Annotated in this window: 19 protein-coding genes and 1 other annotated feature; of the genes, 17 read left to right on the top strand and 2 right to left on the bottom strand. The window is 45.2% G+C overall.

Translation table 11 applies throughout. The annotated features are described in order from the left end of the window. Positions 1-16 precede the first annotated feature (16 nt). The 3 genes from nrdG (at position 17) to proS (ending at position 3,522) form a co-directional block, all read left to right on the top strand. Positions 17-565 carry an anaerobic ribonucleoside-triphosphate reductase activating protein gene (gene nrdG / locus G590_RS0106550; RefSeq protein ID WP_022764877.1) on the top strand — a complete coding sequence of 183 codons (549 nt, stop codon included), beginning with the start codon at positions 17-19 and terminating at the stop codon, positions 563-565. Positions 566-701: 136 nt separating this feature from the next. After that, the gene (locus G590_RS0106545; protein ID WP_022764876.1) at positions 702-1,724 is read left to right on the top strand and encodes a sugar kinase; all 1,023 of its coding nucleotides are present in this window, start codon (positions 702-704) and stop codon (positions 1,722-1,724) included. A gap of 68 nt (positions 1,725-1,792) precedes the next feature. Then, positions 1,793-2,008, top strand: a binding site (T-box leader). Between the two features lie 80 nt (positions 2,009-2,088). Then, positions 2,089-3,522 (top strand): proline--tRNA ligase, encoded by a 1,434-nt coding sequence (proS, locus tag G590_RS0106540; protein ID WP_022764875.1) that lies wholly within the window; start codon positions 2,089-2,091, stop codon positions 3,520-3,522. Positions 3,523-3,537: 15 nt separating this feature from the next. Here the strand turns inward: proS and G590_RS0106535 are convergent, their stop codons facing one another. Both G590_RS0106535 and G590_RS0106530 read right to left on the bottom strand, forming a co-directional pair. Next, the gene (locus G590_RS0106535) at positions 3,538-5,220 is read right to left on the bottom strand and encodes a GGDEF domain-containing protein (RefSeq protein ID WP_022764874.1); all 1,683 of its coding nucleotides are present in this window, start codon (positions 5,218-5,220) and stop codon (positions 3,538-3,540) included. Then, entirely contained in the window at positions 5,213-6,934 is a 1,722-nt protein-coding gene (locus G590_RS0106530) for a GGDEF domain-containing protein (protein WP_022764873.1), read from the bottom strand. Before G590_RS0106530 ends, G590_RS0106535 begins: the two co-directional genes overlap by 8 nt. A gap of 99 nt (positions 6,935-7,033) precedes the next feature. On the opposite strand from G590_RS0106530, the gene G590_RS0106525 reads away from it, so the two are divergent. From G590_RS0106525 to G590_RS0106460, 14 genes are all read left to right on the top strand, one after another. After that, positions 7,034-8,398: a CCA tRNA nucleotidyltransferase gene (locus G590_RS0106525; RefSeq protein WP_022764872.1), complete on the top strand. Its 1,365-nt coding sequence runs from the start codon at positions 7,034-7,036 to the stop codon at positions 8,396-8,398. Beyond that, positions 8,395-10,254 carry a PEGA domain-containing protein gene (locus G590_RS20500; RefSeq protein ID WP_022764871.1) on the top strand — a complete coding sequence of 620 codons (1,860 nt, stop codon included), beginning with the start codon at positions 8,395-8,397 and terminating at the stop codon, positions 10,252-10,254. Before G590_RS0106525 ends, G590_RS20500 begins: the two co-directional genes overlap by 4 nt. Further along, the gene (locus tag G590_RS0106515; RefSeq protein WP_022764870.1) at positions 10,254-10,493 is read left to right on the top strand and encodes an RNA-binding S4 domain-containing protein; all 240 of its coding nucleotides are present in this window, start codon (positions 10,254-10,256) and stop codon (positions 10,491-10,493) included. Before G590_RS20500 ends, G590_RS0106515 begins: the two co-directional genes overlap by 1 nt. A 69-nt stretch (positions 10,494-10,562) precedes the next feature. Continuing rightward, a complete protein-coding gene (locus G590_RS0106510) occupies positions 10,563-10,874 on the top strand; it encodes an FtsB family cell division protein (protein WP_022764869.1) in 312 nt (103 codons plus the stop codon). Positions 10,875-10,950: 76 nt separating this feature from the next. Further along, positions 10,951-12,369 carry a tRNA lysidine(34) synthetase TilS gene (tilS, locus tag G590_RS0106505; RefSeq protein ID WP_022764868.1) on the top strand — a complete coding sequence of 473 codons (1,419 nt, stop codon included), beginning with the start codon at positions 10,951-10,953 and terminating at the stop codon, positions 12,367-12,369. Beyond that, positions 12,362-12,886, top strand: a complete 525-nt coding sequence (gene hpt / locus G590_RS0106500; RefSeq protein ID WP_022764867.1) for a hypoxanthine phosphoribosyltransferase — start codon at positions 12,362-12,364, stop codon at positions 12,884-12,886. Before tilS ends, hpt begins: the two co-directional genes overlap by 8 nt. A 39-nt stretch (positions 12,887-12,925) precedes the next feature. Then, positions 12,926-14,791, top strand: a complete 1,866-nt coding sequence (gene ftsH / locus G590_RS0106495) for an ATP-dependent zinc metalloprotease FtsH (protein ID WP_022764866.1) — start codon at positions 12,926-12,928, stop codon at positions 14,789-14,791. A gap of 220 nt (positions 14,792-15,011) precedes the next feature. After that, positions 15,012-17,105 carry an alpha-glycosidase gene (locus G590_RS0106490; RefSeq protein ID WP_022764865.1) on the top strand — a complete coding sequence of 698 codons (2,094 nt, stop codon included), beginning with the start codon at positions 15,012-15,014 and terminating at the stop codon, positions 17,103-17,105. Between the two features lie 65 nt (positions 17,106-17,170). Beyond that, positions 17,171-18,034, top strand: a complete 864-nt coding sequence (fba, locus tag G590_RS0106485) for a class II fructose-1,6-bisphosphate aldolase (protein WP_022764864.1) — start codon at positions 17,171-17,173, stop codon at positions 18,032-18,034. 91 nt (positions 18,035-18,125) lie between these two features. Next, a complete protein-coding gene (locus tag G590_RS0106480) occupies positions 18,126-18,629 on the top strand; it encodes a GreA/GreB family elongation factor (RefSeq protein WP_026493983.1) in 504 nt (167 codons plus the stop codon). A gap of 32 nt (positions 18,630-18,661) precedes the next feature. Beyond that, the gene (locus G590_RS0106475) at positions 18,662-19,168 is read left to right on the top strand and encodes a flavin reductase (RefSeq protein ID WP_022764862.1); all 507 of its coding nucleotides are present in this window, start codon (positions 18,662-18,664) and stop codon (positions 19,166-19,168) included. A 21-nt stretch (positions 19,169-19,189) separates the two neighbouring features. Further along, complete coding sequence (locus tag G590_RS0106470; RefSeq protein ID WP_022764861.1) at positions 19,190-20,533, top strand: ABC transporter substrate-binding protein; 1,344 nt, start codon at positions 19,190-19,192, stop codon at positions 20,531-20,533. 22 nt (positions 20,534-20,555) lie between these two features. Further along, positions 20,556-23,642, top strand: a complete 3,087-nt coding sequence (locus G590_RS20495) for an ATP-binding protein (RefSeq protein WP_022764860.1) — start codon at positions 20,556-20,558, stop codon at positions 23,640-23,642. Between the two features lie 23 nt (positions 23,643-23,665). Beyond that, positions 23,666-24,862 (top strand): FprA family A-type flavoprotein, encoded by a 1,197-nt coding sequence (locus tag G590_RS0106460; RefSeq protein ID WP_022764859.1) that lies wholly within the window; start codon positions 23,666-23,668, stop codon positions 24,860-24,862. Positions 24,863-24,885 lie beyond the last annotated feature (23 nt).

Below are 24,885 nucleotides of genomic sequence, written 5' to 3'. Positions count from 1 at the left end.
TTTAGAGGTTTTTGTTATGAACTACGGACAGGTTTATTATAACGATGTTGCAAATGGAGTAGGCTGTAGGACGGCACTTTTTGTTTCCGGGTGCACTCACCATTGCAAGGGGTGCTTCAATGAGATGACCTGGGACTTTAATTATGGAGAGCCCTATACAAAAGAGGTTGAAGATGAACTTATTGAATCTTTAAAGCCGGGATATATCGATGGCCTGACAATCCTTGGCGGAGAGCCAATGGAAATCTCAAACCAGAAGGAGATAAGACCGCTCCTTGAGAGGATCAAAAAGGAAGTGCCTAAGGCTACAATCTGGATATATTCGGGATATCTTTGGGATGAACTTACGGATCCGGATAATAAAAGATGCCATGGAGAGGATACGGATGCGATCCTTTCAATGACTGATGTCCTGGTGGACGGAGAGTTTATGCTTGATAAAAAAGACCTTATGCTGAGGTTTAGAGGCTCGTCAAACCAGAGAGTCATTGATGTAAAAGAGACATTAAAGACAGGAAAAGTCGTTTTATCAAAATATAATGACAGGGATACTTCAAGGGGATAGTTCATATCCCCTTTTTTAGTTCAAAATATTCTACATTATCTGCAATGTAAGCTCTTACATGAGAATTTCTAATAGCATATTATAATATCATCTACAGATACTACTGTGGCTTTGATGGTTAATAAGGAGGCCGGTTATGGGAGATGGAAGATTTGATCTGTTAACCTTTGGGGAGATAATGCTTAGGCTTTCTCCGCCCAATTACGAATTGATGACCAGGGGAGATGTGTTTGATAAGCGTGCCGGTGGCTCCGAACTCAATGTGGCGTCTGGTGTGGCTCTTTTAGGGCTCCGCACAGGCGTTATATCGAGGCTTCCGAAGAATGCTCTCGGAACCTTTATCAAGAACAGGATAAGGTTTGAGGGTGTTTCCGATGACTATCTTATCTATGACGATGCACCGGAGGCGCGTCTTGGTATCTATTATTATGAGAACGGCGCAGCACCGAGAAAGCCGTCAATCGTCTACGACAGAATGAATTCCTCAATTACCAGGATTTCCCTGGATGAGATTCCGGAAAGTGTTTATACGAATACAAGAATGTTCCATACCAGCGGAATTACTCTTGCACTTAATAAGAATACCTGCGAAGTGACAACAGAGCTGATAAAGCGATTTAAAGCAGCCGGCGCCAAGGTGTCTTTTGACTGCAACTACAGAGCTAATCTCTGGAGCGAGGAAGAGGCAAGGACAGCAATTAAGAGCATCCTTCCGTATGTCGATATTCTCTTTGTGTCTGAGGAAACATCCAGGCGCATGATGCAGAAGGAGGGAGAGCTCTCTGATATCATGAGGAGCTATACAAAAGACTATCCGGTGGAGATTGTATGCACAACTCAGCGTGAAGTCATAAGTCCCAAGAAGCACAACTTCACATCGACTATCTACAGCGCAAAAGAGGACAAGTTCTATACAGAAAAGCCATATACCGGAATTGACGTAATCGACAGGATCGGTTCCGGAGATGCGTATGTATCGGGGGTTTTGTACGGACTACTTGAGTATGACGATGTGGAGAAAGCTCTTTTCTATGGAAACGCAACCTCAAGCGTTAAGAACACGGTACCGGGCGACCTTCCTGCCTGTGATAAGCAGGTGATTGACAGTATAATCAGAAATCACCACTCAGACGGACCCCAGAGCGAGCTCAACAGGTAATGGTCCCAGGGGACCAAAATTTTGGGTTGACAATACATGGTTAAAATTCTAGAATGAGTGAAATAAATAAATCGACGTTGAAGAGGAATAGTAACTGCAATCACGTTTCAGAGAGAGGGCCGTATGGTGTGAGGCTCTTACGGAAAAACAGCGAACCCGCCTTGGAGTCCTGTATGAAAGCGATAGCATAAATACAGCGTTACCCGCGTTAAGGGCACAAATGAAGTGAAATCTGCTTGTGCAGATTTAAATAGGGTGGTACCGCCGAGCTTTCGGTCCCTGTTTTTAGGGATGCGAAGGCTTTTTTATTTGCTTTTAGTAAACCTCGTATCCACTTCATATTAAGAAAGAGAGAGGAGAAATCATGGCAGACAACAAGAAACTCGTTTCTGAGATCACATCAATGGATGAAGATTTCACACAATGGTACACAGACGTATGTATTAAGGCAGACCTTGTAAGCTACTCAAACATCAAGGGATGTATGGTGATCAAGCCTGCAGGCTATGCAATCTGGGAGCTTATTCAGAAGCACCTTGATGCAAGATTCAAGGAGACAGGCGTTCAGAACGCTTACCTTCCTATGTTCATTCCTGAGTCACTTCTTCAGAAGGAGAAGGATCACGTTGAAGGATTTGCACCTGAGGTAGCATGGGTTACTCACGGAGGACTTGAGCCACTTACAGAGAGATACTGTGTACGTCCTACATCAGAGACTTTATTCTGCGATTACTATAAGGGAGAAATCCACTCCTACAAGGACCTTCCACAGGTTCTTAACCAGTGGTGCAGCGTTGTTCGTTGGGAAAAGGAGACAAGACCGTTCCTTAGAAGCAGAGAGTTCCTCTGGCAGGAAGGCCACACAGCACACGCTACAATGGAAGAGGCTGAGGAGAGAACTCAGCAGATGCTTAACGTATACGCTGACTTCCTTGAGAATGACATGGCCATTCCTGTAGTTAAGGGTCGCAAGACTGACAAAGAGAAGTTTGCTGGAGCAGAGGCTACTTATACAGTAGAGGCGCTTATGCACGACGGACGTGCTCTTCAGAGCGCAACAAGCCACAACTTCGGTGATGGCTTTGCCAAGGCTTTCGGAATCCAGTACGCCGGCAAGGACAACCAGCTCCACTATGTATGCCAGACTTCATGGGGACTTACAACACGTACAATCGGTGCCATGATCATGGTACACGGCGATAACTCAGGTCTTGTAGTACCTCCTAAGATCGCACCTGTACAGGTAGTTGTTATTCCTATCCAGCAGAAAAAGGAAGGCGTTCTTGATGCAGCCTATGGCATCGCAAAGAGCCTTTCAGATTACAGGGTTAAGACTGATGATACAGACAGAACACCGGGATTTAAGTTCGCTGAGCAGGAGATGAGAGGTATTCCTGTTCGTGTAGAGATCGGACCTAAGGACCTTGAAGCGGGTAAGTGTGTTCTTGTAAGAAGAGATACAAGGGAGAAGATCGAGTGCCCTATTTCTGAAGTGTCAGCCAAGGTTGGTGAGCTTCTTGATACAATCCAGAAGGATATGTTTGAGAGAGCCAAGAATCACCTTGCACAGCACACCTTCGCAGCTCACAACAAAGAGGAGTTCGCAGAAGCTTTCAAAGAGACCAAGGGCTTTGTAAAGGCTATGTGGTGCGGATGCCGCGAGTGCGAAGAGAAGGTTAAGGAAGAATTCAATGCTACCAGCAGATGTATTCCTTTTGAACAGGAAAAGCTCTCCGACACATGTGTAATGTGCGGAAAGCCTGCAACAAAGATGGTATATTGGGGACGCGCGTATTAATGCGCGTCCTTTTTTTTATCTTTTCATAAGATTAGCGTAGTGAGCCCGTTTGTAATCATACATTCTCTGATCGGCCAGCATGAAGACTGAGTGAGTGTCTTTGTCCTCGGCTTCATCCCTGAAGGCATAGCCGTAGGAGACACTGTGATTTACATCGGGATCTTTTTTATCAAGTTCCAAAAGACGTTTATCAAGCTCTACAAGTCTTTGGTCAAGTTCCTCTGAAGTGGTGCTTTTTATGAGTACCAGGAATTCATCTCCGCCTATTCTGGTACAGGTTCCAAGATCCCCCATAGTAGCTGAAAGCGTGTCGGCAAAAGACTTAAGAAGCTTGTCGCCCGCAGGGTGGCCGGCATTGTCGTTGACTTCCTTAAGTCCGTTGAGGTCAAGACTCAGCAGGCAGAAGTTGTCGTCTGAGTTATTGAACTCGACAAGTCTCTCATCGCAGCTGACTCTGTTTGGAAGGCCGGTGAGATTGTCGACATAGGCAATCTTTGTAAGCGCAGCATACTCTTTTTTCTGGGCAAAAGAGTGCGTCATGAATACAAAGTAATTGAGGAGCTGCGTAAATACAAAGAGCATTGATCCGGTTGTCATAATGACAGCAAGCATTGTGGTGCGAATATAATCAATATGCTGGCGGAGCAGGACTGAAACAACATAGCACAAAAGAGATATGCACAGGAATGTTACTCCGCTCATGATTATAAGTCTGGAAGAATTGTGGTTTTGGGCCTTTACATCTACATACACATATGCGATCAGGACAAGGATGCCCACGCTGGAGATCAGGTAGTACGGGTACTGGAAGTGGTTCAGGTGCACGGTATTTGTAAAGTGCAGTATTATGAAAACCAGTGAGAAGCCCATTGTGGCAAGCCCCATTATAATCAACAGCGTATTGCTTCTGCGTCTGTGTAGATCAAAAACAATAGCGTAGATAAGCGGTACTATCAGGTACATCGAGGTAAATTCAATGGTAGTGGCAGATGACGGAGGAAGTACGAAATTTGAAATATCAAAGGCTGTAAGGAGCCAGCTCCCCAGAACTATGGTGAGGATTGAGCAGAGGATCTGTGTAGTCACTCCGGCTGACCTGATATAGAACAGAAGTGATATTATCAGGAATACTGCTCCGAACATGATCATGAACAGCCCGATGGTAAACGGATAGATGACTGAATGGATCATATCTCTGTAAATATCGTCAAAGTCCCCTATCACAGGTGTGATTATGTCAGCTCTTGTGGCGTTTTCCGTTACATAGAGCTTTAAGGTGAGTCTTTTGCCTGCGTAGTCATCGGGAAGAGAGATGAAATTGTAGCCTGCGCCAACAAATTCCTTGTTGGAGGAATCGGCAGCCAGTGAGCTTTCAATAAGCTCTTCATCAAGGAAAACTTCATATCTGCAATACCTTGTCTTGAATGCAAGATAAGGGAAAGGAGCATCTATGTCAGAAAGAGGTGCTGTCTGGTTCAGGTTAACGATGTCACCTCTCGAGAAGGTGGAACCTACCTCGGCGCTGAGGTGCTCCAGATTTGTGTTGAGATATTGCTGGTTGTGATAGGTCACGGTCCAGCCCTTTTCAAGTTTTATTACAGGATGTACCGGTTCATAAGAGAAAATGTATGCGGCAAATGAAAAGAAAATGATCAAAAGCGCTATGGCAAGGCCAAGGAAAGATAAGAATTTACGCATTCTTTATCACCTCCTTACGCTTGTCCATCTGATGCTCCCTCTTCATCTCATACATTCTGCTGTCAGCAAGCATATATACTTCCTGGGCAGAACCGCTGGGTACTTCGTAGCTGTAGGCATAACCATAGGAAGCGCTGTACTGGAAAACCTGCTCCTTGTGGTTCCAGTCATTTATCATGGAGTAAAGCTCGTGTATTCTTCTGGTGGTGTTGAGAGTCCTCTCTTCGGTGAGGATGACGATGAATTCGTCTCCGCCCATGCGTCCCACAAGATTAGCATCCAGGAAGCAGTCAGATAGAATTGTGGCAAATCCTGAAAGAAGCCTGTCGCCTTCATGGTGGCCAAGGGTGTCATTGACCTGTTTAAGCTTATTGAGATCAAGGCTTATGATGGTATACTGTGATCTCTCCTGTGAGAGCAGATCCATAACCTGCTCGCAACGGGCCCTGTTGGCAAGGCCTGTAAGAGGATCAGTAAAGGCAAGCGAAGATATCCTGCTCTGCATGGACTGAAGGTTTGAGTTGTAAATAATATAGAGCAGATAACTGATAAGAAGACTGCACACCAAAAGCACAGCTCCGGCGGTGAAGAACGATATTGTCGTGGAGGACTCGCCGAGATGGGAGATATATTTGGAGTAGTTGTATCTGAAGATATCTACAACTGACAGGATCATAAACAGGATCAGGCCTGCGGAAAAGACATTGTCAGAGGAGATAAGGTGTAAATCCGGTTCCTTAAATGCTTTTACAGCAGCTTTTGTTATGATGACGGAGCAGATGACAGCTTCCACAAAGGCAAGCCCCTGTAGAAAGCTTGAGAATTCAAAAATCCTGCTGTTTCCGATGACTGTAAAGAAGAATACCGACAGGAAAACAAGCATGTTGGCACTAAACAAGCCTCCGAATATCTTCTTTAGTCTGCCGGATGAAATGGACATGAAGTATCCGAGAATGGCCGTCGGAATGTTGTACATCGACGTGTACTCGCAGATGGTGTTAAGGACCGGATTGTTGCACAAAAGATCGATAAGTCCATAGAAAGAGTAAATATACAGACCAAGAAGCAGCGATATAAGACCGCTGAATAAAAGCCTCAGATCATTGTTGTGATAAAGGACCATATATGGAGAGAGTACCATCAGCGCCAGGCCCAGGATCATCAGGAAATCGCCGATTATGATGTTCGAGAGCATTCTTCTGAGGTGATAGGTGAGAATGTCACGTCTTTCGCCCACTGTTACAACGGAGGTGCCGGAAAATGAGTGGTATCTTGTACCTGAGATGGCAATTCTAAGCTCTTTTCCCAGATAATCCTGGCCGAGGGCAAAGTAATTATAGCGTTTGGGAACAGTTCTCTCGCGCTCATAATAATCATGTCCGAAGGAGTAAATGAGCTCATCGTCCAGATAAACATCAATAAGAGAGTGTATGGTGTACATCATGATGCAGGGATTTTCGAGTTTGAATTCAGGAAGAGTTCTTTTGAGAATTATGATGTCGCCGTTGTTCATTACGCCGAAATTGGCATCAAGCAGGGAATCTGTATCTTTGGAGACACCATTTACAGAGATCTCCCAGCCGTCGTTTAAGCTGTAGATCTCGTAAGTCGGTTCGAAGAAGATTTCTGTAGCGAAGAATATTGCAATAACGGATATTATGAGCAGCAGTATCGCTGCAAGCTTATCATAGCGATGATAATCCCAAAATTTCATTTATTTTTCCTCATTATTACATATATTAAGTATATAACCTTATTGATAAAATGCCTAGTAATTATTCACAAATTCAGGGCTTTAGGCTATTATGAAGGTATGAAGATAACAATACCTGAAAATGCAAAAATGATTCTCGACACCATGCACAAGGCAGGGTTCGAGGCTTATATAGTGGGCGGATGTGTCCGGGATGCGCTTCTTGGCAGGACTCCTGAGGACTGGGATATCACAACCAACGCGCTTCCGTCGGATACCAAGAAGCTCTTTAAGCGGACCATCGATACCGGGATTGAACATGGTACGGTTACGGTTATGATGGGAAAAGAGGGATATGAGGTCACTACGTACAGGATTGACGGAGTTTATGAGGATTCCCGTCATCCCAAGGAAGTCACTTTTACCCGGGATCTCTTCGAGGACATGAAACGAAGGGATTTTACGATAAATGCCATGGCCTACAATGAGGAAGAAGGCCTGATAGACAGATTTGACGGCAAGAAGGACTTAGAGGACAGGATAATAAGGTGCGTGGGAAATCCAAGAGAGAGATTTTCCGAGGATGCACTTAGGATAATGAGGGCTGTCAGATTTGCAGCCCAGCTGGATTATGACATCGAGCCGGAGACGGAGAGTGCGATAAAAGAGCTTGCTCCTACCCTCTCAAAGATCAGCGCCGAGAGAGTGCAGACAGAGCTGGTCAAGCTTCTTTTGTCCCCGCATCCCGAGAAGATAAAAACAGCGTATGAGCTTGGAATAACAGCAGTGGTCCTGCCGGAATTCGACAAATGCATGGATACACCGCAGGAGAACATACACCATATGTACAATGTGGGCGATCACACAGTGGAAGCCCTGAAGAATGTGCGCTCTGACAGGGTTCTGCGCCTTACAATGCTGATGCATGATATGGGAAAACCTGATACAATGGAGATAGATGACGAGGGAGTATATCATTTCTACAACCACGACCGGGTCAGCGCTGAGATTGCCGGGAACATATTCAGGCGTCTTAAGTTTGACAGGGACACCATGGACAGGGTCTGCAATCTTGTACTCTATCACGACTACAGATTTCCGCCCAAGGCTTCAAGTATCAGAAGAGCCATGGCCAAAGTGGGAGAGGCGGATTTCCCTCTTCTTTTCGAGGTCAGATATGCTGATACGATGGCTCAGAGCGACTATATGCGCGATGATAAGCTTAAGGTCATCGAGGAGTGCAAGGCTGTTTACAGGGAGATTCTGGAGAGAAAGGACTGCGTTAACCTGAAATCTCTGGCGGTTAACGGAAAGGACCTTATCAGCCTCGGAGTTACACCCGGCAAGACGCTGGGAAACATATTACAAGCAATGCTGATGGATGTTCTGGAGCATCCTGAGCACAACACGAAGGAGTATTTGCTGGAGCCGGAGCGCCTAAGAGAAGAATACATGATGGATCATGTGGAACGGGGAGAGCAATGATTACATCCAAGAGAATACTAAGGGTGGTACTTGCAACTGCATTATCGCTGGGAATGCTGATATCTTCACCTCAGAGCATTACAAGGGCAGCAGAGAGCACAGACAAGATCAGTGTTTCTCTGATAGGCAAGTATGATTCTGCAGATACTGCAGCCATAAGAGACATTGACACTACCAAAAAGATCATAAGACTAAGAAACCATCAGACAGGCAAGACCTATACTCTTACTTATGACAATACAAGTATGATGTATGACGCCAGAGGTACGGTTTTATCGGCATCTTTGCTTGAAGTCGGAGAAATTGTTGATGTTACTTTTTTAAAGAGCAGCAAGCACATTACAACGCTTAATGTATCAAGTGATGCCTGGGTTATAGAAAATACAAGAAATCATGATCTTGTAAGAGGCGACGGAACAGCCAGGATCCAGGGGGATATATATAAGATAGACACCAGAACCCTTGTGATGGCAGAAGGCAACCCGGCGCTTGCAGAGGACGTTCTTGCCACAGACAGGATTACCGTAAGCGGCATAGGCAGGGATATTTACAGCGTTGTTGTAACCGGCGGACACGGCTACGTGAGCCTCTCTTCGGACACTGTTGAGGATCACAGCCTTGTTGGGGCATGGCTTGAGCTGGACAACGAAGTAATACACAAGATATCACCTAACATGATGCTCAGTGCTCCGGAGGGAGATTATAACCTTCAGATCCTGGGCAACGGTGCAAACTTCCAGACTGAAGTCAATATCAGCCGTAACCAGGAGACTGTTGTTGATACCAGCAGCGTATCCATAACAAAGCCCAAGGAGTCGCTGGTCACATTTGAGGTCATTCCTGAGGATGCCGAAGTGTTTGTGGACGGGCAGAGAGCCCTTACCGGAGTTCCTCAGACCATCAACTACGGATATCACTCCCTTAAGGTGCTTGCGGACGGGTACATAACCCAGGACAAATATCTCAAGGTTGGTACAGCCAAGGCTGTTATCCAGATAGAACTCGAAAAAGAGAATGATGCGGCAACCGAAGCTTCCAGCGAGGAAGATTTAAACGGCGGTACAGCTGCCAGCAGCGCATCCACATATGCAAGCTACCCTGTGGGCACGATAGATTTTGGCGCCTCCAGTTCTGCGTCATCCGCAGCAACAGTCAGCGCCAATTCAACAGAAGAAGAAAAGCCCAATCAGGAGATCAAGGGCTACAAGATATACTTTGACAATCCTTACGATGCAGAGGTATATTTTGACGGCGCTTATATAGGCGTAATACCTACTAGTGTAAATAAAATCTCAGGTAACCATGAAGTCATCCTTAAAAAAGACGGTTATGAGACAAAGAGCTACAGGATCAATGTGGATAAGGAACAGGATAACAAATCCTACTCATTCCCGGATCTTGTAAAGATAGAGAGTGAAGATGACTCATCATCTTCAAGCAGCGCTTCCTCAGGAGATTCCTCTTCAAGCAGCGATGCCTCAAGCACCGATGACTCATCATCAAGCAGTGATGCATCAAGCAGCACTTCCGCAAGTACAGGTGATTCATCAGACAGCGGAAGCTCAGCTTCTACGGGAGATTCATCATCTGCAGGAGATTCTTCTTCCGCAGCAGATTCGTCTTCTGCCGGAGATTCATCCTCGTCAGGAGATGCGTCAACCACAGAGGATTCTGCACCGTCAAGCGATTCTGCTTCGACAGCAGAGAGTGCAGCGACAGAAGATTCGTCGGGATCGGGAGATTCATCATCTGAGGATTCCTCCAAAGATGATGGCGCATCCGACTCGGCAAGCAAAGAGACAAGTACAGACGAAGGAGCAAACGATGCAGCCAATACTGCATCGGGTGAAGGATAATGAGACTTGATAAGTATTTAAAGGTAACAAGACTGATAAAGAGAAGGTCCGTGGCCAATGATGCCTGTGACGCCGGAAGGGTTTCCATCAACGGCAAACCTGCCAAGGCGGGAACAGAGGTCAAGGTGGGAGATAAGATCACCATCGGCTTTGGAAACAAGGATGTTTCAGTGGAGGTACTGGACGTTCAGGAGACCATCCACAAAGAGGATGTGACCAATCTCTACAGATATATCTGATTTGACACGGCCAAAACAGCTGTATTACAATGAAAGTGGTGGTATAGTGTTAAGAAGCAGGGGGTAAACATGGCGACCAGAGCTCGTTATAAAAGGCGTCGATTAAGGAATAGAGCAGGTATCGTCTGGGCCAGCATTGTTGTGCTGATCCTGGTGACCGTGGTTTCTGTAAAGAGCATCGGACTGATGCAGAAGGCCAGGGAATATCAGGAAAAAGAAGATCAGCTTCAGCAACAGATCGAGTACGAGACACAGAGAAGTGAAGAAATTGCCGAGTTCGAGAGATACACTGAGACGCGTAAATATATAGAGGATACAGCCAAGGAGAAGCTGGGACTTGTTTATCCGGGAGAGATCATTTTCAAGAACACGGATAACTGATAGCTAAGTAGTTAGGCGCAGACATCTATACGGGGATCGTATAAGTCTGCGCTTTTGATATTCAAAGCAAGGTCTAATGGATAAATTCACATCAAAGGTTTTTAGTTTCATAAAAGAGAACGGGATGTTATCCCCCGATGATTCGGTTGTGGCAGGCTTCTCCGGAGGAGCGGACTCCACAGCTCTTTTAAACGTGCTCTATGAGCTGAAGGATATCTTAAAGTTCAGGCTTGCTGCGATACATATAAATCACGGCATCAGGCAGGAAGCTGCTGAGGATGAGGAGTTTTCAAGAAACTTCTGCTCAGAGAGAGGTATTCCGTTCAGAGCAGTGTCGGTGGATGTTCCGGCTTTGGCAAGGGAGCTTAAACTGACAGAAGAGGAAGCCGGTCGCAGGGCCAGATATGAGGCTTTTAATGCTTACGCAAAAGAGCTGTCGGCAAACGTGATTGCTGTTGCACATCATCAAAACGATGTGGCTGAGACCCTGATTATGAACCTTACAAGGGGATGCGGCCTTCACGGGGCAGCAGCCATAAGGCCGGTAAGGGACAACATCATAAGACCGCTTTTATGTGTGGACAGAAACGAGATTGAAGAGTACCTTCAGGAGAGAAACATATCTTTTTGCACGGACATGACCAATTTTGAAAATGTCCATACCAGAAATATCATCAGAAACCGCATCATTCCGGAGCTGGATGAGGGCGTAAACCCCAAATCTGTCAGTCACATGGCAAGGGCAGCAATGTCTTTTGAAAAAGCAGACGAATTTATCAGAGGCTATACGCAGAAGGTCTTTGCAGAGACCGCAGAGGTCCTGGGCGACTCGGTTAATATAGATGTCAGAGCGCTTTCAGAGGAAGCGGACATTATAAAAGAAAATGTTGTACTGATGGCCTTTGAACAACTTGTTAAAAGTCGCAAAGATATCGGGTTTGCCCATGTTGATGCGGTTTTAAGCCTTATGAGAGATATGTCGGGTACCGCATCTGTAGATTTGCCTTACGGGCTTAAGGCAGTAAGGTCATACGATATTTTAAAACTCGGTCCGGCTGAAAACCGGACAGATGATGGCGGTGATATAAACCTGTCACTGACAGAAGGAGAGGAAACCGAAATTGTGATCCCGGGACTGGGAAGAGCTCGGATTGCAGTAATTTCCTACGATGCCCAAAAAGAAGTACCTACGCAGACATATACGAAATGGCTCGATTATGATAGAATACAAGCAGTTTCATTTCGCAAAAGGCGTCGGGATGATTATATCAGGATTTCGCAGAAAGGAGAGCTGCATTCCAAGCAACTTTCCAAACTGATGACTGATGAGAAGGTCCCAAGGGATGAGAGGGATAGCATGTATATCCTCTGTGACGGGGATGAAGTCTTATGGCTTCCGGGCTATCGCATGAGCGACGCTTACAAAGTTAGTGGAACTACAAAGAGAGTTTTAACTATAAATATAAACAAAACTGGAGGAAAGATTAATGGCTGAATCTGTACGTATATTACTTTCGGAAGAGGAAGTAGATAAGAGGATCAAGGAACTTGGAGAGGCAATAAGCAGAGATTACGCAGGTGAGACAGTTCACCTTGTATGCGTCCTTAAGGGCGGAGTGTTCTTTATGTGTGAGCTTGCAAAGCGCATCACTGTTCCTGTAACAATGGACTTTATGTCTGCTTCAAGTTACGGAAGCTCAACAAAATCCAGTGGTGTTGTTAAGATCGTAAAAGACCTTGATGAGCCGTTAAAGGACAGACATGTTCTTATTGTTGAGGATATTGTGGATTCAGGCAGAACACTTTCATATCTTATCAAGATGCTTGGGGACAGAGATCCTGCAAGCATTAAGCTCTGCACACTTCTTGATAAGCCCGAGCGCAGAGTAACAGATGTCAAGGTAGACTATACAGGATTTGAGATTCCTGACGAGTTCGTAGTCGGATACGGCCTGGATTATGACCAGAGATACCGTAATCTCCCTTATATCGGTGTCGTAGAATTTAACTGATAAGGGAAAAGTATTGTTTAAGAGGGGAAGCTTAGTAAATTGAATCGTTCAAAGAACTTTAATTCGTTATTTATTTTTGTGATCGTGCTTTTGGTTGCGGTTGTGATCCTTGAGTACGGAAGAGGGCTTGTGAATAATCCGGGCCCGGTTTACAACAGAACTTCACTTGAGAGAGACATAGAAGGCGATAAGATCACCTATGTTGTGATCACACCAAATGCAGAGACGCCAACAGGTCAGGTCAGGGTTTACTTTAATGACGGATCTGAAGAAACAAACTTCTATTCTACAGATGTTGTGGATATTGAGAAATATCTTACACAGAAGGGCATCAGCGTTGAGGTTAAGGATGTTCCTACGGAGAATGTGCTGATAAACGGCATTATTCCGATAATTGTAGGATTGATAGTCATGGTATTCATCTTCACGCTCTTTACCAATATCCAGAGCTCGGGCTCAGGTAACAACCGAATGATGAATTTCGGAAAGAGCAGGGCACGGATGTCAACAGGGGAAGAGAACAAGACTACCCTCAAGGATGTCGCAGGCCTCAAGGAAGAGAAGGAGCAGATCGCAGAGATCATAGAGTTCTTAAAGGACCCTGAGAAGTTCACCAAGGTGGGAGCAAGGATCCCCAAGGGTGTACTTTTGGAGGGAGCTCCGGGAACGGGTAAGACCCTTCTTGCAAGAGCAGTTGCAGGAGAGGCAGGAGTGCCTTTCTTTAGTATTTCCGGATCAGACTTCGTTGAGATGTTCGTAGGTGTCGGTGCATCAAGAGTAAGAGACCTCTTTGCTGACGCCAAAAAGAACTCTCCCTGTATCGTATTTATCGACGAGATTGATGCAGTAGCAAGAAGGCGTGGTACCGGAATGGGCGGCGGACACGACGAGAGAGAGCAGACACTGAACCAGCTCCTTGTTGAGATGGACGGCTTTGGTGTAAACGAAGGCATCATCGTTATGGCAGCCACCAACAGAGTAGATATTCTTGATCCCGCTATATTAAGACCCGGACGTTTTGACAGAAAGATCACTGTCTCAAGACCGGATATCGGCGGAAGAGAGGAAATCCTCAAAGTACACGCCAAAAACAAGCCTCTTTCAGAGGATGTTGATATCAAACAGGTTGCCCAGACAACAGCCGGGTTTACCGGAGCAGATCTTGAGAATCTGCTTAATGAGTCTGCAATACGCGCAGCCATCGACAACAGAGCGTTCATTAAACAGGAAGATATAAACAAGGCTTTCATACAGGTTGGAATCGGAACAGAGAAGCACAGCAGGATCATTTCCGACAAGGAGAAAAAGATCACTGCTTACCACGAGACAGGACATGCTATTTTGTTCCATGTACTGCCTGAGGTTGGCCCTGTTCATACTGTGTCTATAATTCCTACTGGCCTCGGGGCAGCAGGTTACACAATGCCACTTCCCGAAAAGGATGAAATGTTCCTTACAAAGCGCAAGATGCTCGAAGATATCATGGTTTCTCTCGGCGGAAGAATTGCAGAGGAGATCATCTTTGGAACCTCAGATATAACAACAGGTGCATCCAGTGATATCAGAAAGGCAACTCAGGAAGCCAGAAGCATGGTTACCAAGTACGGTATGTCAGATAATATCGGTATAGTTAACTATGATGAAAATGAAGAAGATGTCTTTATCGGATATGACATTTCACATTCCAAGAAGCATTCCGAGCTGGTGGCAGGTGAGATAGACAAGGAAGTCAGAAACATCATTGATAAATGCTACAAGAAAGCTAAGGAGATAATCCTTCAGTATGAGGACGTTCTCCACAAGAGCTCAGCTCTTTTGATCGAGAAGGAAAAGATCGGAAGAGAGGAGTTTGAAGCGCTCTTCGAGGGTCATACAATCACAGAAGACGTGGATGTAGAGCTTTGATTGTGAAAAATGCACAAAAACATGACGCTGTTTTTGACAAATTTGTGAAGTATTAGTCTTTACGTGGGTTTGAGGGGATGCTAGTATAATAGGCGTAACCCCCCAATACATTATATAGTTTTTTGCTATACCCCATAAGAAAGAAATACCTTCTCTAAAAAGACAGCTACCCCGCTGTCTTTTTTACTTTATTCGAAAATATATTTTTAAAGGAATTACTATGAATCAGTCGGCTTTCTTTCATGACATGACCTTGGACTACCTAAGGCCTGCGGAACCAGATATTGGGCGTATCACGGATTTCAGGTTCAGATGCGCTCACGGAGATGCTTCCCAGGTCCATTTGGTATGTGGGTCAGAACACAAGAAGATGAAGCTCTCCGAAACCGACAACGGATTTGATTATTATGACGTTTCTATAAATATTGGCAAGGATCCATTCATATATCACTTTGAGATAACGGGCAGGGACGGCAGCTTTTCTTTTTACGACAAGAGAGGTGCTGTCAGCGATGTTATGGAGAGTATGAGGTTCCTTGTTATCCCGGGATTCTCAACTCCCACCTGGGCCAAAGGCGCAGTAATGTACCAGATATTCGTTGACAGGTTCTGCAACGGAGATCCCACCAACGATGTAATGACCGGAGAATATGCCTATAGCGGCTTCAAAGCCAAAAAGGTAGAGGACTGGGGGAGCTACCCCGATCCAAGGACAGACTTTTGCGAGTTTTACGGCGGAGACCTCCAGGGTGTTCTTGATAAACTCGATTATCTCAAGGATCTGGGAATAGAAGTCATCTATTTTAATCCTCTGTTTGTTTCTCCGTCCTGTCATAAATACGATATTCAGGACTATGACCATATAGATCCCCACTTCGGCAAGATTGTCGAGGATGGAGGAGATATTCTTCCTCAGTTTGAGAAGAGCAACAAGAGAGCAGAGCGCTACATTAGGCGCGTTACAAATAAAAAGAACTTAGAAGCCAGTGATAAGCTCTTTGCCAAGGTAGTTGCGGAGGCCCATAAGAGAGACATCAGAGTTATTCTTGACGGTGTGTTTAATCACTGCGGATCCTTCAACAAGTGGCTTGACAGAGAACTTATATATGAAGATGTCAAGGGATACGAGAAGGGTGCTTATGTGGCATCCGGGAGCCCTTATCGAAAATATTTCTCATTTTCACAGGATAAATGGCCTTACAACGCCAGCTATGACGGATGGTGGGGATATGATACCCTTCCAAAGCTCAATTATGAGGGCTCCAAAGAGCTTGAGGACTACATTATAGGAATCGGCAAAAAGTGGGTGTCAGAGCCATATAACTGCGACGGCTGGAGACTTGACGTGGCAGCAGATCTCGGACACTCAGAGGAGTACAATCACAAGTTCTGGAGGAGGTTCAGGGAAGAGGTCAAAAAGGCCAATCCCGAGGCAATTATCCTTGCTGAGCACTACGGACCTTCAAGGAATTGGCTCAGTGGCAAAGAATGGGATACCGTCATGAACTATGACGCCTTTATGGAGCCTGTTACGTGGTTTCTCACCGGAATGGACAAGCACAGCGATGAGTTTAAACCGATAAGAGTCGGCAATGCCAGGGAGTTTTTTGACACCATGCTCTATGCAGGCGGTGAGAACTTTACCATGCCCTCTCTTTATACGGCTATGAATGAGCTGTCTAACCACGATCATTCGAGGTTCCTCACAAGGACCAGCCAGAAGGTAGGAAGATGCGATACTCTCATGTCTTCGTCAGCTGACACAGGTATCAGAAAGCATGTGATGAGACAGGCAGTCATGATCCAGATGACATGGCCCGGAGCTCCTACCTTGTACTATGGCGATGAGGCCGGTGTGTGCGGATTTACCGATCCTGACAACAGGAGAACATATCCTTGGGGCAAAGAGGACAAGCAGATGCTTGCCTTCCACAAAGAGATGATCCGTATTCACAAGGAATGCCCTGAGCTTAAGACCGGCTCTATCAGAGAGCTTTATGCAGAGAATAACTTCATGGCCTACGGAAGATTCAACAGAACTTCTGCTATTGTGGTTGCCATAAACCTTAACGACTATGAGATTACGAGGGATATTCAGGTATGGCCTATGGGAATCCCAAGGGATGCCAAGTTCAAGCAGCTTATGGTTTCAGACAGCACGGGATTTGATGTATCACCCACAACCAAGACCGTAACTGACGGAATCCTGAGTCTTACAATGTCCAGAAATACCGGATATGTTCTCAGATATGACAGCTTCGAAGCAATAACAGATGAAGAATTCTGGTCAGATAACTTCTTTGGGTTTGATTAAACAAAACAACAAGTATATAATGGTTGTAACCATCAAAACTATCAATTATAAAGGGGAGAAACAAAATGTTAGTATCTGCAAAAGACATGCTTGTAAAAGCAAAAGAAGGCCACTATGCAGTTGGTCAGTTCAACATCAACAACCTTGAGTGGACAAAGTCAGTTCTTTTAACAGCAGAAGAACTTAAGAGCCCTGTAATCCTTGGTGTATCTGAGGGTGCAGGTAAGTACATGACAGGTTTCAGCACTGTTGCAGCTATGGTAAGAGAGATGGACAAGAACCTCGGAATCACTGTTCCTGTTGCTCTTCACCTTGACCACGGCACATACGAAGGATGCTACAAGTGCATCAAGGCCGGATTCACATCCATCATGTTCGACGGTTCTCACTACGATATCGAGGAGAACGTTGCTAAGACACAGGAGCTCGTTAACGTAGCTCATCAGCTTGGCCTTTCAATCGAGGCTGAGGTTGGATCAATCGGCGGCGAGGAAGACGGCGTTGTAGGAATGGGCGAGTGCGCAGATCCTGCAGAGTGCAAGAGAATCGCTGATCTCGGCGTAGATATGCTTGCAGCAGGAATCGGTAACATCCATGGTAAGTATCCTGAGGGATGGCCTGGACTTAGATTCGACGTTCTTGATGCAATTCAGAAAGAGACAGGAGTTATGCCTCTTGTTCTTCACGGCGGCACAGGAATTCCTTCAGACATGATCAAGAAGGCTATCGACCTTGGTGTATCCAAGATCAACGTAAATACAGAGTGTCAGCTTTCCTTCGCAGATGCAACTCGTAAATACATCGAGGCAGGCAAGGATCTTGAAGGAAAGGGATTTGACCCACGTAAGCTTCTTGCTCCCGGCGCTGAGGCTATCAAGGCTACAGTTAAGGAGAAGATGGAGCTCTTTGGATCAGTTGGCAAGGCTTGATTCAGGTTATAGCAGAATTTTCCGGAAGGGTAGAGCCAAGGCTTTACCCTTCTTTTTTCTTACAAGTTTACAGATCAGGGGTATACATGAAATGAATAACGAACTTACCAAAAAAGATATCGAAGATATGGAAGCGGAGATCGTACATCGCAAGGTTGTTGTCAGAAAAGAGCTTCTCGAGCATGTAAAAGAGGCCAGAGCCCAGGGCGATCTCTCAGAGAATTTCGAGTACTACGCAGCCAAAAAAGCCAAGAATCAGAATGAGAGCAGGATCAGATTTTTGGAGAGAATGATAAAGACAGCGCGCGTTATTGACGATAATACTAAAGATGACGAAGTGGGAATGAATAAGACTGTGACCATCAGAATGGAAGATGACGGCAGTATTGAGACCTACAAGGTGGTGACCACCATGAGGAAAAATTCCTTAAAAGGCCTTATCAGCATTGAATCTCCTCTGGGCAAACAATTGCTTGGACATAGGGTAGGAGACCGTGTTACTATTATAGTGAACAGTGAAATAAGTTACGATGTAACGATAATGAACATAGAGAACACAGGACTTACCGAGGAGGATACCATCAGGGACTTCTGACTCGGCGCTCTAATGAGAAATGGAGGGTATACATGCACGTTTTTCAGCCGGTTGATCCTGTCGATATCGAGCAGGGAGCTTATACTTTTGACGGTACCAAATTTCTTGTGACAGCAGGAAGCGGAGGCAAGGTAAACACAACCACGGCCAAATGGGGTGGCGCAGGTTTTCTCTGGAATAAGAGAGTGGTTTACATTTTCCTTCGCGGTGGAAGGTACACAAGTGAGCTTCTTGATGAGTCCGGTGAATTTTCGCTGAGCTTTCTTAATCAGCAGGAATTCAGAGGAGCCTTTAAGTATCTTGAAGCTGTTTCCGGAAGAGCGGAAGATAAGATTGCAGGTGCCCGTCTGACAGTTAACTACGATGATGGGATACCTTTTATTGATGAAGCCGACAATGTCATAACAGCAAAAGTACTCTACAAAAAAGAGTTCAGGGAGGATGGCTTTGTAGACAAGAGTCTGGTGGATGAGTTTGAAAAAAACGGTGAATATCATATCGTCTACGTTGGGGAGATTAAGAAGATCATGATCAGATAAGTCTATCCTTATGAGGGACATATGAAGAGCAGGAATCCAAGAAAGATCTTTGTAAGTATTTTTTCCGCAGTAGCTGTTCTGACAGGTGCGTTTAGTGGCATGATTCCCACAAAAGCGAGCCTGTCTTTTGGTGCGGAGAATCAGGAGGTCCATGTCCTTAAAGGAGCAGATTCCGAGGCGGATTTGGAATCTGCTGATGAAACTACAACAATCAGGATCGGTACATGGTATACCGAAGATAATCTAACTAATCTTAAGGCCTATCTGGCCGGAGAATTTCCAAATTATAATTTTGTATTTGAATATATCGGGAAGAGTAACTACGAGCCCATTATGGATTCGAAGCTCTCATATAAGGGGGCTCCGGATATTATTTACGTTACCGGAGAGATGGCAGAAAAACATGCTATGACAGGATATATTGCAAATCTGTCGGATATTACCGAGAAGTTTAACATGGAAGCCAAGGTGGCTTTCGGCTACGGAAATGCAGTTTATGCTGTTCCCAACACTTCGGACCTTGAATGCATTTTTTACAACAAAGACATGTTTACGGCCAAGGGAGCCGCTGTTCCAACGGATTTCAGCACTTTTATCGGTGCCTGCGACTACTTCAGGGTAGTGCGCAAGATAAGGCCACTTGCAGCCAGCTTAAAAGATCCTTACGGATTTGCGAACAGCGCATTGGGAGTGCTTTCTGCCAATTACTTCTCAACCGACAGAGGAAGCGGATTTGGCGCAAGGCTCCAGTACGGCAGAGCTACATTTTCAGATGAGCTGCGTCCATACATGAAGGACTGGGAGACTCTTATAGAGCACAGGGTGCTTACGGCTGATATGTACACTATAGATGGAAAAAGAGCTATTGAAGAGTTTGTAAGCGAAGAAGCAGCCATGATAGTAGGAACGCCGGAAACATATGTTGCTATCAGGGAGGCAAGACCCGATATGAACATCGGAACACTTCCGTATTTCGGGACCGAAGGCGAAGGAATGGCTATAATTGGCGGATGCGACCTTGGATTTGCACTCAACGCAAACGCTATGAATTATGATAAGGCAAAAGAAGTACTGGCATCCCTTGCAAGAGTTAAAGGTCAGGAAGCTCTTTGGAAGGACCGTCCGGGAAGCCAGACATATCTCGAGGATACAGCCTTTAATGTTGATGAGGCTTTTAAGGGAATAGAGGATTGTTATAAAAAGGAACTGGTATATACGCCATGGATGGATTGGGGACAGGACCTCAACAGACGTGTTCATTATACCTATGGCCGAGAGCTTCAAAAGGTTCTTTTAAAGAGAGAGAGTCTTGAAATGGCACTGTCAAATGTCGACAAGCTTGTGTACGAGATACTTCACGAGTGACAAATAAGGAGCAACAAAGGATATGAGAAGGATTAAAAGGATCGGAAAGTTCGGATACGCGGACAGCATAAGAAAGACTCTTATAAGGGTCTTTGCCCTGCTTATCATTATTCCCATCATATTGCTGGGCAGCTATTCCTATATCGTTGCCAGAAACAATCTTATCGAACAGACCAAGATTGCCATGATAGGAAACGTGGATGTTATTTCCTATGGTATAGAAAACGGTGTCAAAAAAGAAAATGACGTCGTAAAGTTCTTTTCCTATGAGGATGACTTCAGAAAAGCTCTGGAGAGAGTGCGCATTGATCCATACACCCTGACGGAGGAGCTCAACGACGAGATAGAGCCCCTTATATGGTATTATCTCAGCAGCGATACCAATATTGAGTCCATTACCATATATTCAGACCTTATTGATGGCGAGCATATGGGAGATTTCCTTCTTAAGCCTGTAACCGATAAAGAACAGGAGTGGTATGAGGAGACCGGGCATGAGTACGGTGCTTATTGGGATGTTGACGATGAAGGCGGAGTGTATCTGATAAAGGCGCTGCTAGATTCAGCAACTTCCTCAAAACGCATCGGCATGATCGCTCTGAAGGTCAAAGAGAGTGAGTTCTTTTCTATCGTCAACAAGTCGGGATACCTCAATAACGGAATCATAATTCTGGACCGAAGAGGAAAGACTATCAATCACAGAAAGATAGATAATTCGGACCTGGAAGAGAGAATATTAGAAAATATCAGGACAGGGGAAGTGGAAGAGTTCCATGCCACCAGTGAATACTTCATTGCCGAGTCGGAGGATACAGCAAACGGCTGGACCTTATACTACTATGTGGACAGAAATGAGATCACAGCTGACGTTTACAGCATTCTTCTTTCAGTCATTGTAATTGCGCTGGTTCTTTTCCTGGCGGCATTTATATTCGGCCAAAGGTTTGCAAATAAATTCGGCAAGAGAATTGCCAGGATCAACGATATGGCGCATGAGATCGAAAAGGGTAATTTCGATGTCAAGAATCCCGATGACCATATAGATGAGCTGGGACAGCTCTCCGATTCCATGGAATCCATGGCAATAACCCTGAACAACATGGTTCGGGAGATTGACAAGATGAATAAAGAGCAGCTCATGCTCAAGGATAACGATATCCATTACAGAGAGTGGCTCTTTGACTTTGTGGTTGAGAAGAACAATGATATCCTCGCCGTTATCAGCGGAGACGGGTATGCGCCAAGCTTTATAACAGCCAATGCTGAGACCGTCCTTGGAATTCCGATGGATGAGCTTAAGGAGGATATAAGAAACCTTGTTAAGGCTCAGAGAGAAGGAGAGGAAAAGAGGCTGAGCAAAGGATTTGAAGACGCAAGGAAAACAGGCGAAACACAGATATTTGACGAGATAAGATTTGAGAACGTCAGGACAAATGAGCATCTGTACTATCGTGGTGTTATTGTATCCACCATTGATGACGGCGGCAAAAGAATGGCTGTGGCTCTCTATGACAGAACTCAGGAGTTCAGGCGTAATCACCAGCTTCAGGAAGCCCTCAGTGCAGCTGAGACCGCAAATAAGGCCAAGACAAGCTTTTTGGCCAACATGTCTCATGACTTCAGGACACCTATGAATGCCATTACAGGCTTTAATCTGCTTATTGATAAACATGCGGATGAGCCTGATAAAGTAAAAGAGTATACATATAAGATATCATTGGCGTCTCATAATCTTTTGGCACTTCTTAATGATGTCCTTGATATGAGTAAGATCGAGTCGGGCAAGACCACTCTGGATATTCAGGAGATGGCTTTAGGACTGCTTCTTGAGGAGATCAACTCTGTAATCAGCTTCCAGGCAAAGGCTAAGGATCAGACCTATACTGTAAAGATTGAAAACATGCAGCATGATATTTTCATGGCTGATAAGCAGAGGGTCAATGAGATCCTTATGAACATTCTCGGAAATGCAGTGAAATACACACCTGAAGGCGGGAAGATCGATTTTACAATATCAGAGTCGGATTCTTCTTCAGAAGGATACCAGAATGTGAAGTTCACAATAGCTGATAATGGAATTGGTATGAAGCCTGAGTATAAGGACAAGATATTTGATGCGTTCTCCAGAGAGGAAAAGGGCGCAACCAAGACTATTCAGGGAACAGGACTTGGTATGGCTATAACCAAGAGTCTGGTTGAACTGATGGGCGGAACCATCAGGGTTGAGTCAGAGGAAGGAAAGGGAAGTACCTTCATTGTAAATCTGCGTCTTAAGGCTGTAGAGACTCAGAACGTGGATTTCTGGAAGGCCCATGGAATGCGTACACTGCTTACTGTCAACGGAAGCATGTCAGATGATAAGGTTTATAAGCAAAAATACAAAAATGATCTGCTTGATTCTACGGTGGCCACCGGCGGATATGAAGCCCTCAAACTGGTAGAGGAGATGGCGGATGAGGGAAAGGCTTACGACCTTATAATTGTGGATGAAAACTATGATGATATGGAACCTGCCGAGCTGATAAGGAATATCAGAAAGAAAGATAAGAGCCATCATAGTGTAATTCTTGCAGTAACTGACTTCTTTGAGAAAAATGAGGATGCTCTCAGAGAGGCCGGCTGTAATGAGGTTATGCAAAAGCCTGTTCTGCCGTACAATTTAAGATCAACAATAGACAGGATAGCCAAGATAGAGACAGGGCCTGAAGAAGAACCCAAGAATCCTCTTGAGGGCATGAAGTTCCTTGCTGCGGAGGACAACGATATCAACGCCGATATCCTCATCGAGCTCATGGATATGTACGGGGCTAAAGTTACAAGAGGCGTTAACGGTCAGGAAGTTGTTGAAATGTTTAAAGCCGCAAATGAAGGCGACTATGATATGATACTTATGGATATTCAGATGCCTGTTATGAACGGATATGAGGCGGCAGCAGCCATAAGAGCGCTGGGTACCGACTGGGCCCAGAGAATTCCTATCATAGCCATGACGGCGAATGCATACGCAGACGATGTTCAGCAGGCTTTTGATGCCGGAATGAATGCACATGTTACAAAGCCTATCGACATTAAGGTGGTTGAAAAGACTATCAGCGAGTTCAAAAAATAAAACATCAGAGAGGAGTTTTTGACATGAAGGGAATTAAAAAAGTTGCAGACGGAATTTTCTGGATCGGAGGAAGCGACAGAAGACTTGAGAGATTTGAGAACATTTTCCCGATTCCGGAGGGGGTATCTTATAACAGCTATTTTATAGATGATGATAAGACTGCAGTATTCGATACGGCAGACATTACCGTAGCTGACCAGTATATTGAGAATCTGAAAGACGCTCTTGCAGGCAGAAAGCTCGATTACCTTGTAGTGCTTCATATGGAGCCGGATCACTGTTCACTTATCGATAAGGTGGTAGCTCTTTTCCCTGAGGTAACCGTGGTTGGAGGCAAGCAGACATTTACATTCATGCAGCAGTTCTTCCCTCAGACAGCGGACTTTAACAAATTTGAGGTCAAAGAGGGGGATACACTCTCAACAGGTTCTCATACTTTCAGTTTTGTGGCAGCTCCAATGGTTCACTGGCCGGAAGTATTGTTTGCGTATGACGACAAGAATAAAGCTCTTTTGTCCGCAGATGCTTTTGGTACCTTCGGAGCTCTGGACGGCGGAATATTCGCAGATGAATTTGATTTCGAGAAAGATTTTCTTGCCTCAGCCAGAAGATATTATGCTAATATAGTTGGAAAGTACGGACCTCAGGTCCAGGCTGTTCTCAAAAAGGCAGCAGGACTTGATATTCAGATGCTCCTTCCTCTTCACGGTCCCGTATGGAGAAAAAACCTTGATGTGATCCTCGGGAAATATCAGAAATGGAGCACCTATGAATCTGAGGAAGATAGTGTTATAGTAGTATATGGCAGTCTTTACGGACATACAGCCAGCGCTGCAGAGGCAGTGGCTGCGCAGCTCCGTGATAAGGGCGCAGGTAATGTTAGGGTTTATGATGTGTCCGGAACGGATGTGTCATATCTGATCGGTGAAGTATGGCGCGCGAGGAAGATAGTCCTGATGTGCCCTACTTACAACAACGGAGTATATCCGCCAATGGAGAACTTCATCACCGATATGGCGGCACTTGGTGTGCAGAACAGGGTATTTGCCCTTGCTCAGAACGGCACATGGGCGCCGGTAACAGGAAAGCTCATGAGTGAGAAGCTTTCCGCACTTAAGAATGTAACTGTTCTTGAGAACGTACTAACAATCAAGAGCGCACTTCATGCGACAGATGCAGATGCGCTTAATAACTTCACTGATGCAATAGTAAGCGCATAAGTGTAACAAGTTGGAGGTTTGTT

Source organism: Butyrivibrio sp. XPD2006, assembly GCF_000420865.1.
GTDB lineage: Bacteria > Bacillota > Clostridia > Lachnospirales > Lachnospiraceae > Butyrivibrio.
Note: the sequence above shows the minus strand (reverse complement) of the source record. Positions and strands in the feature narration are given on the sequence as shown.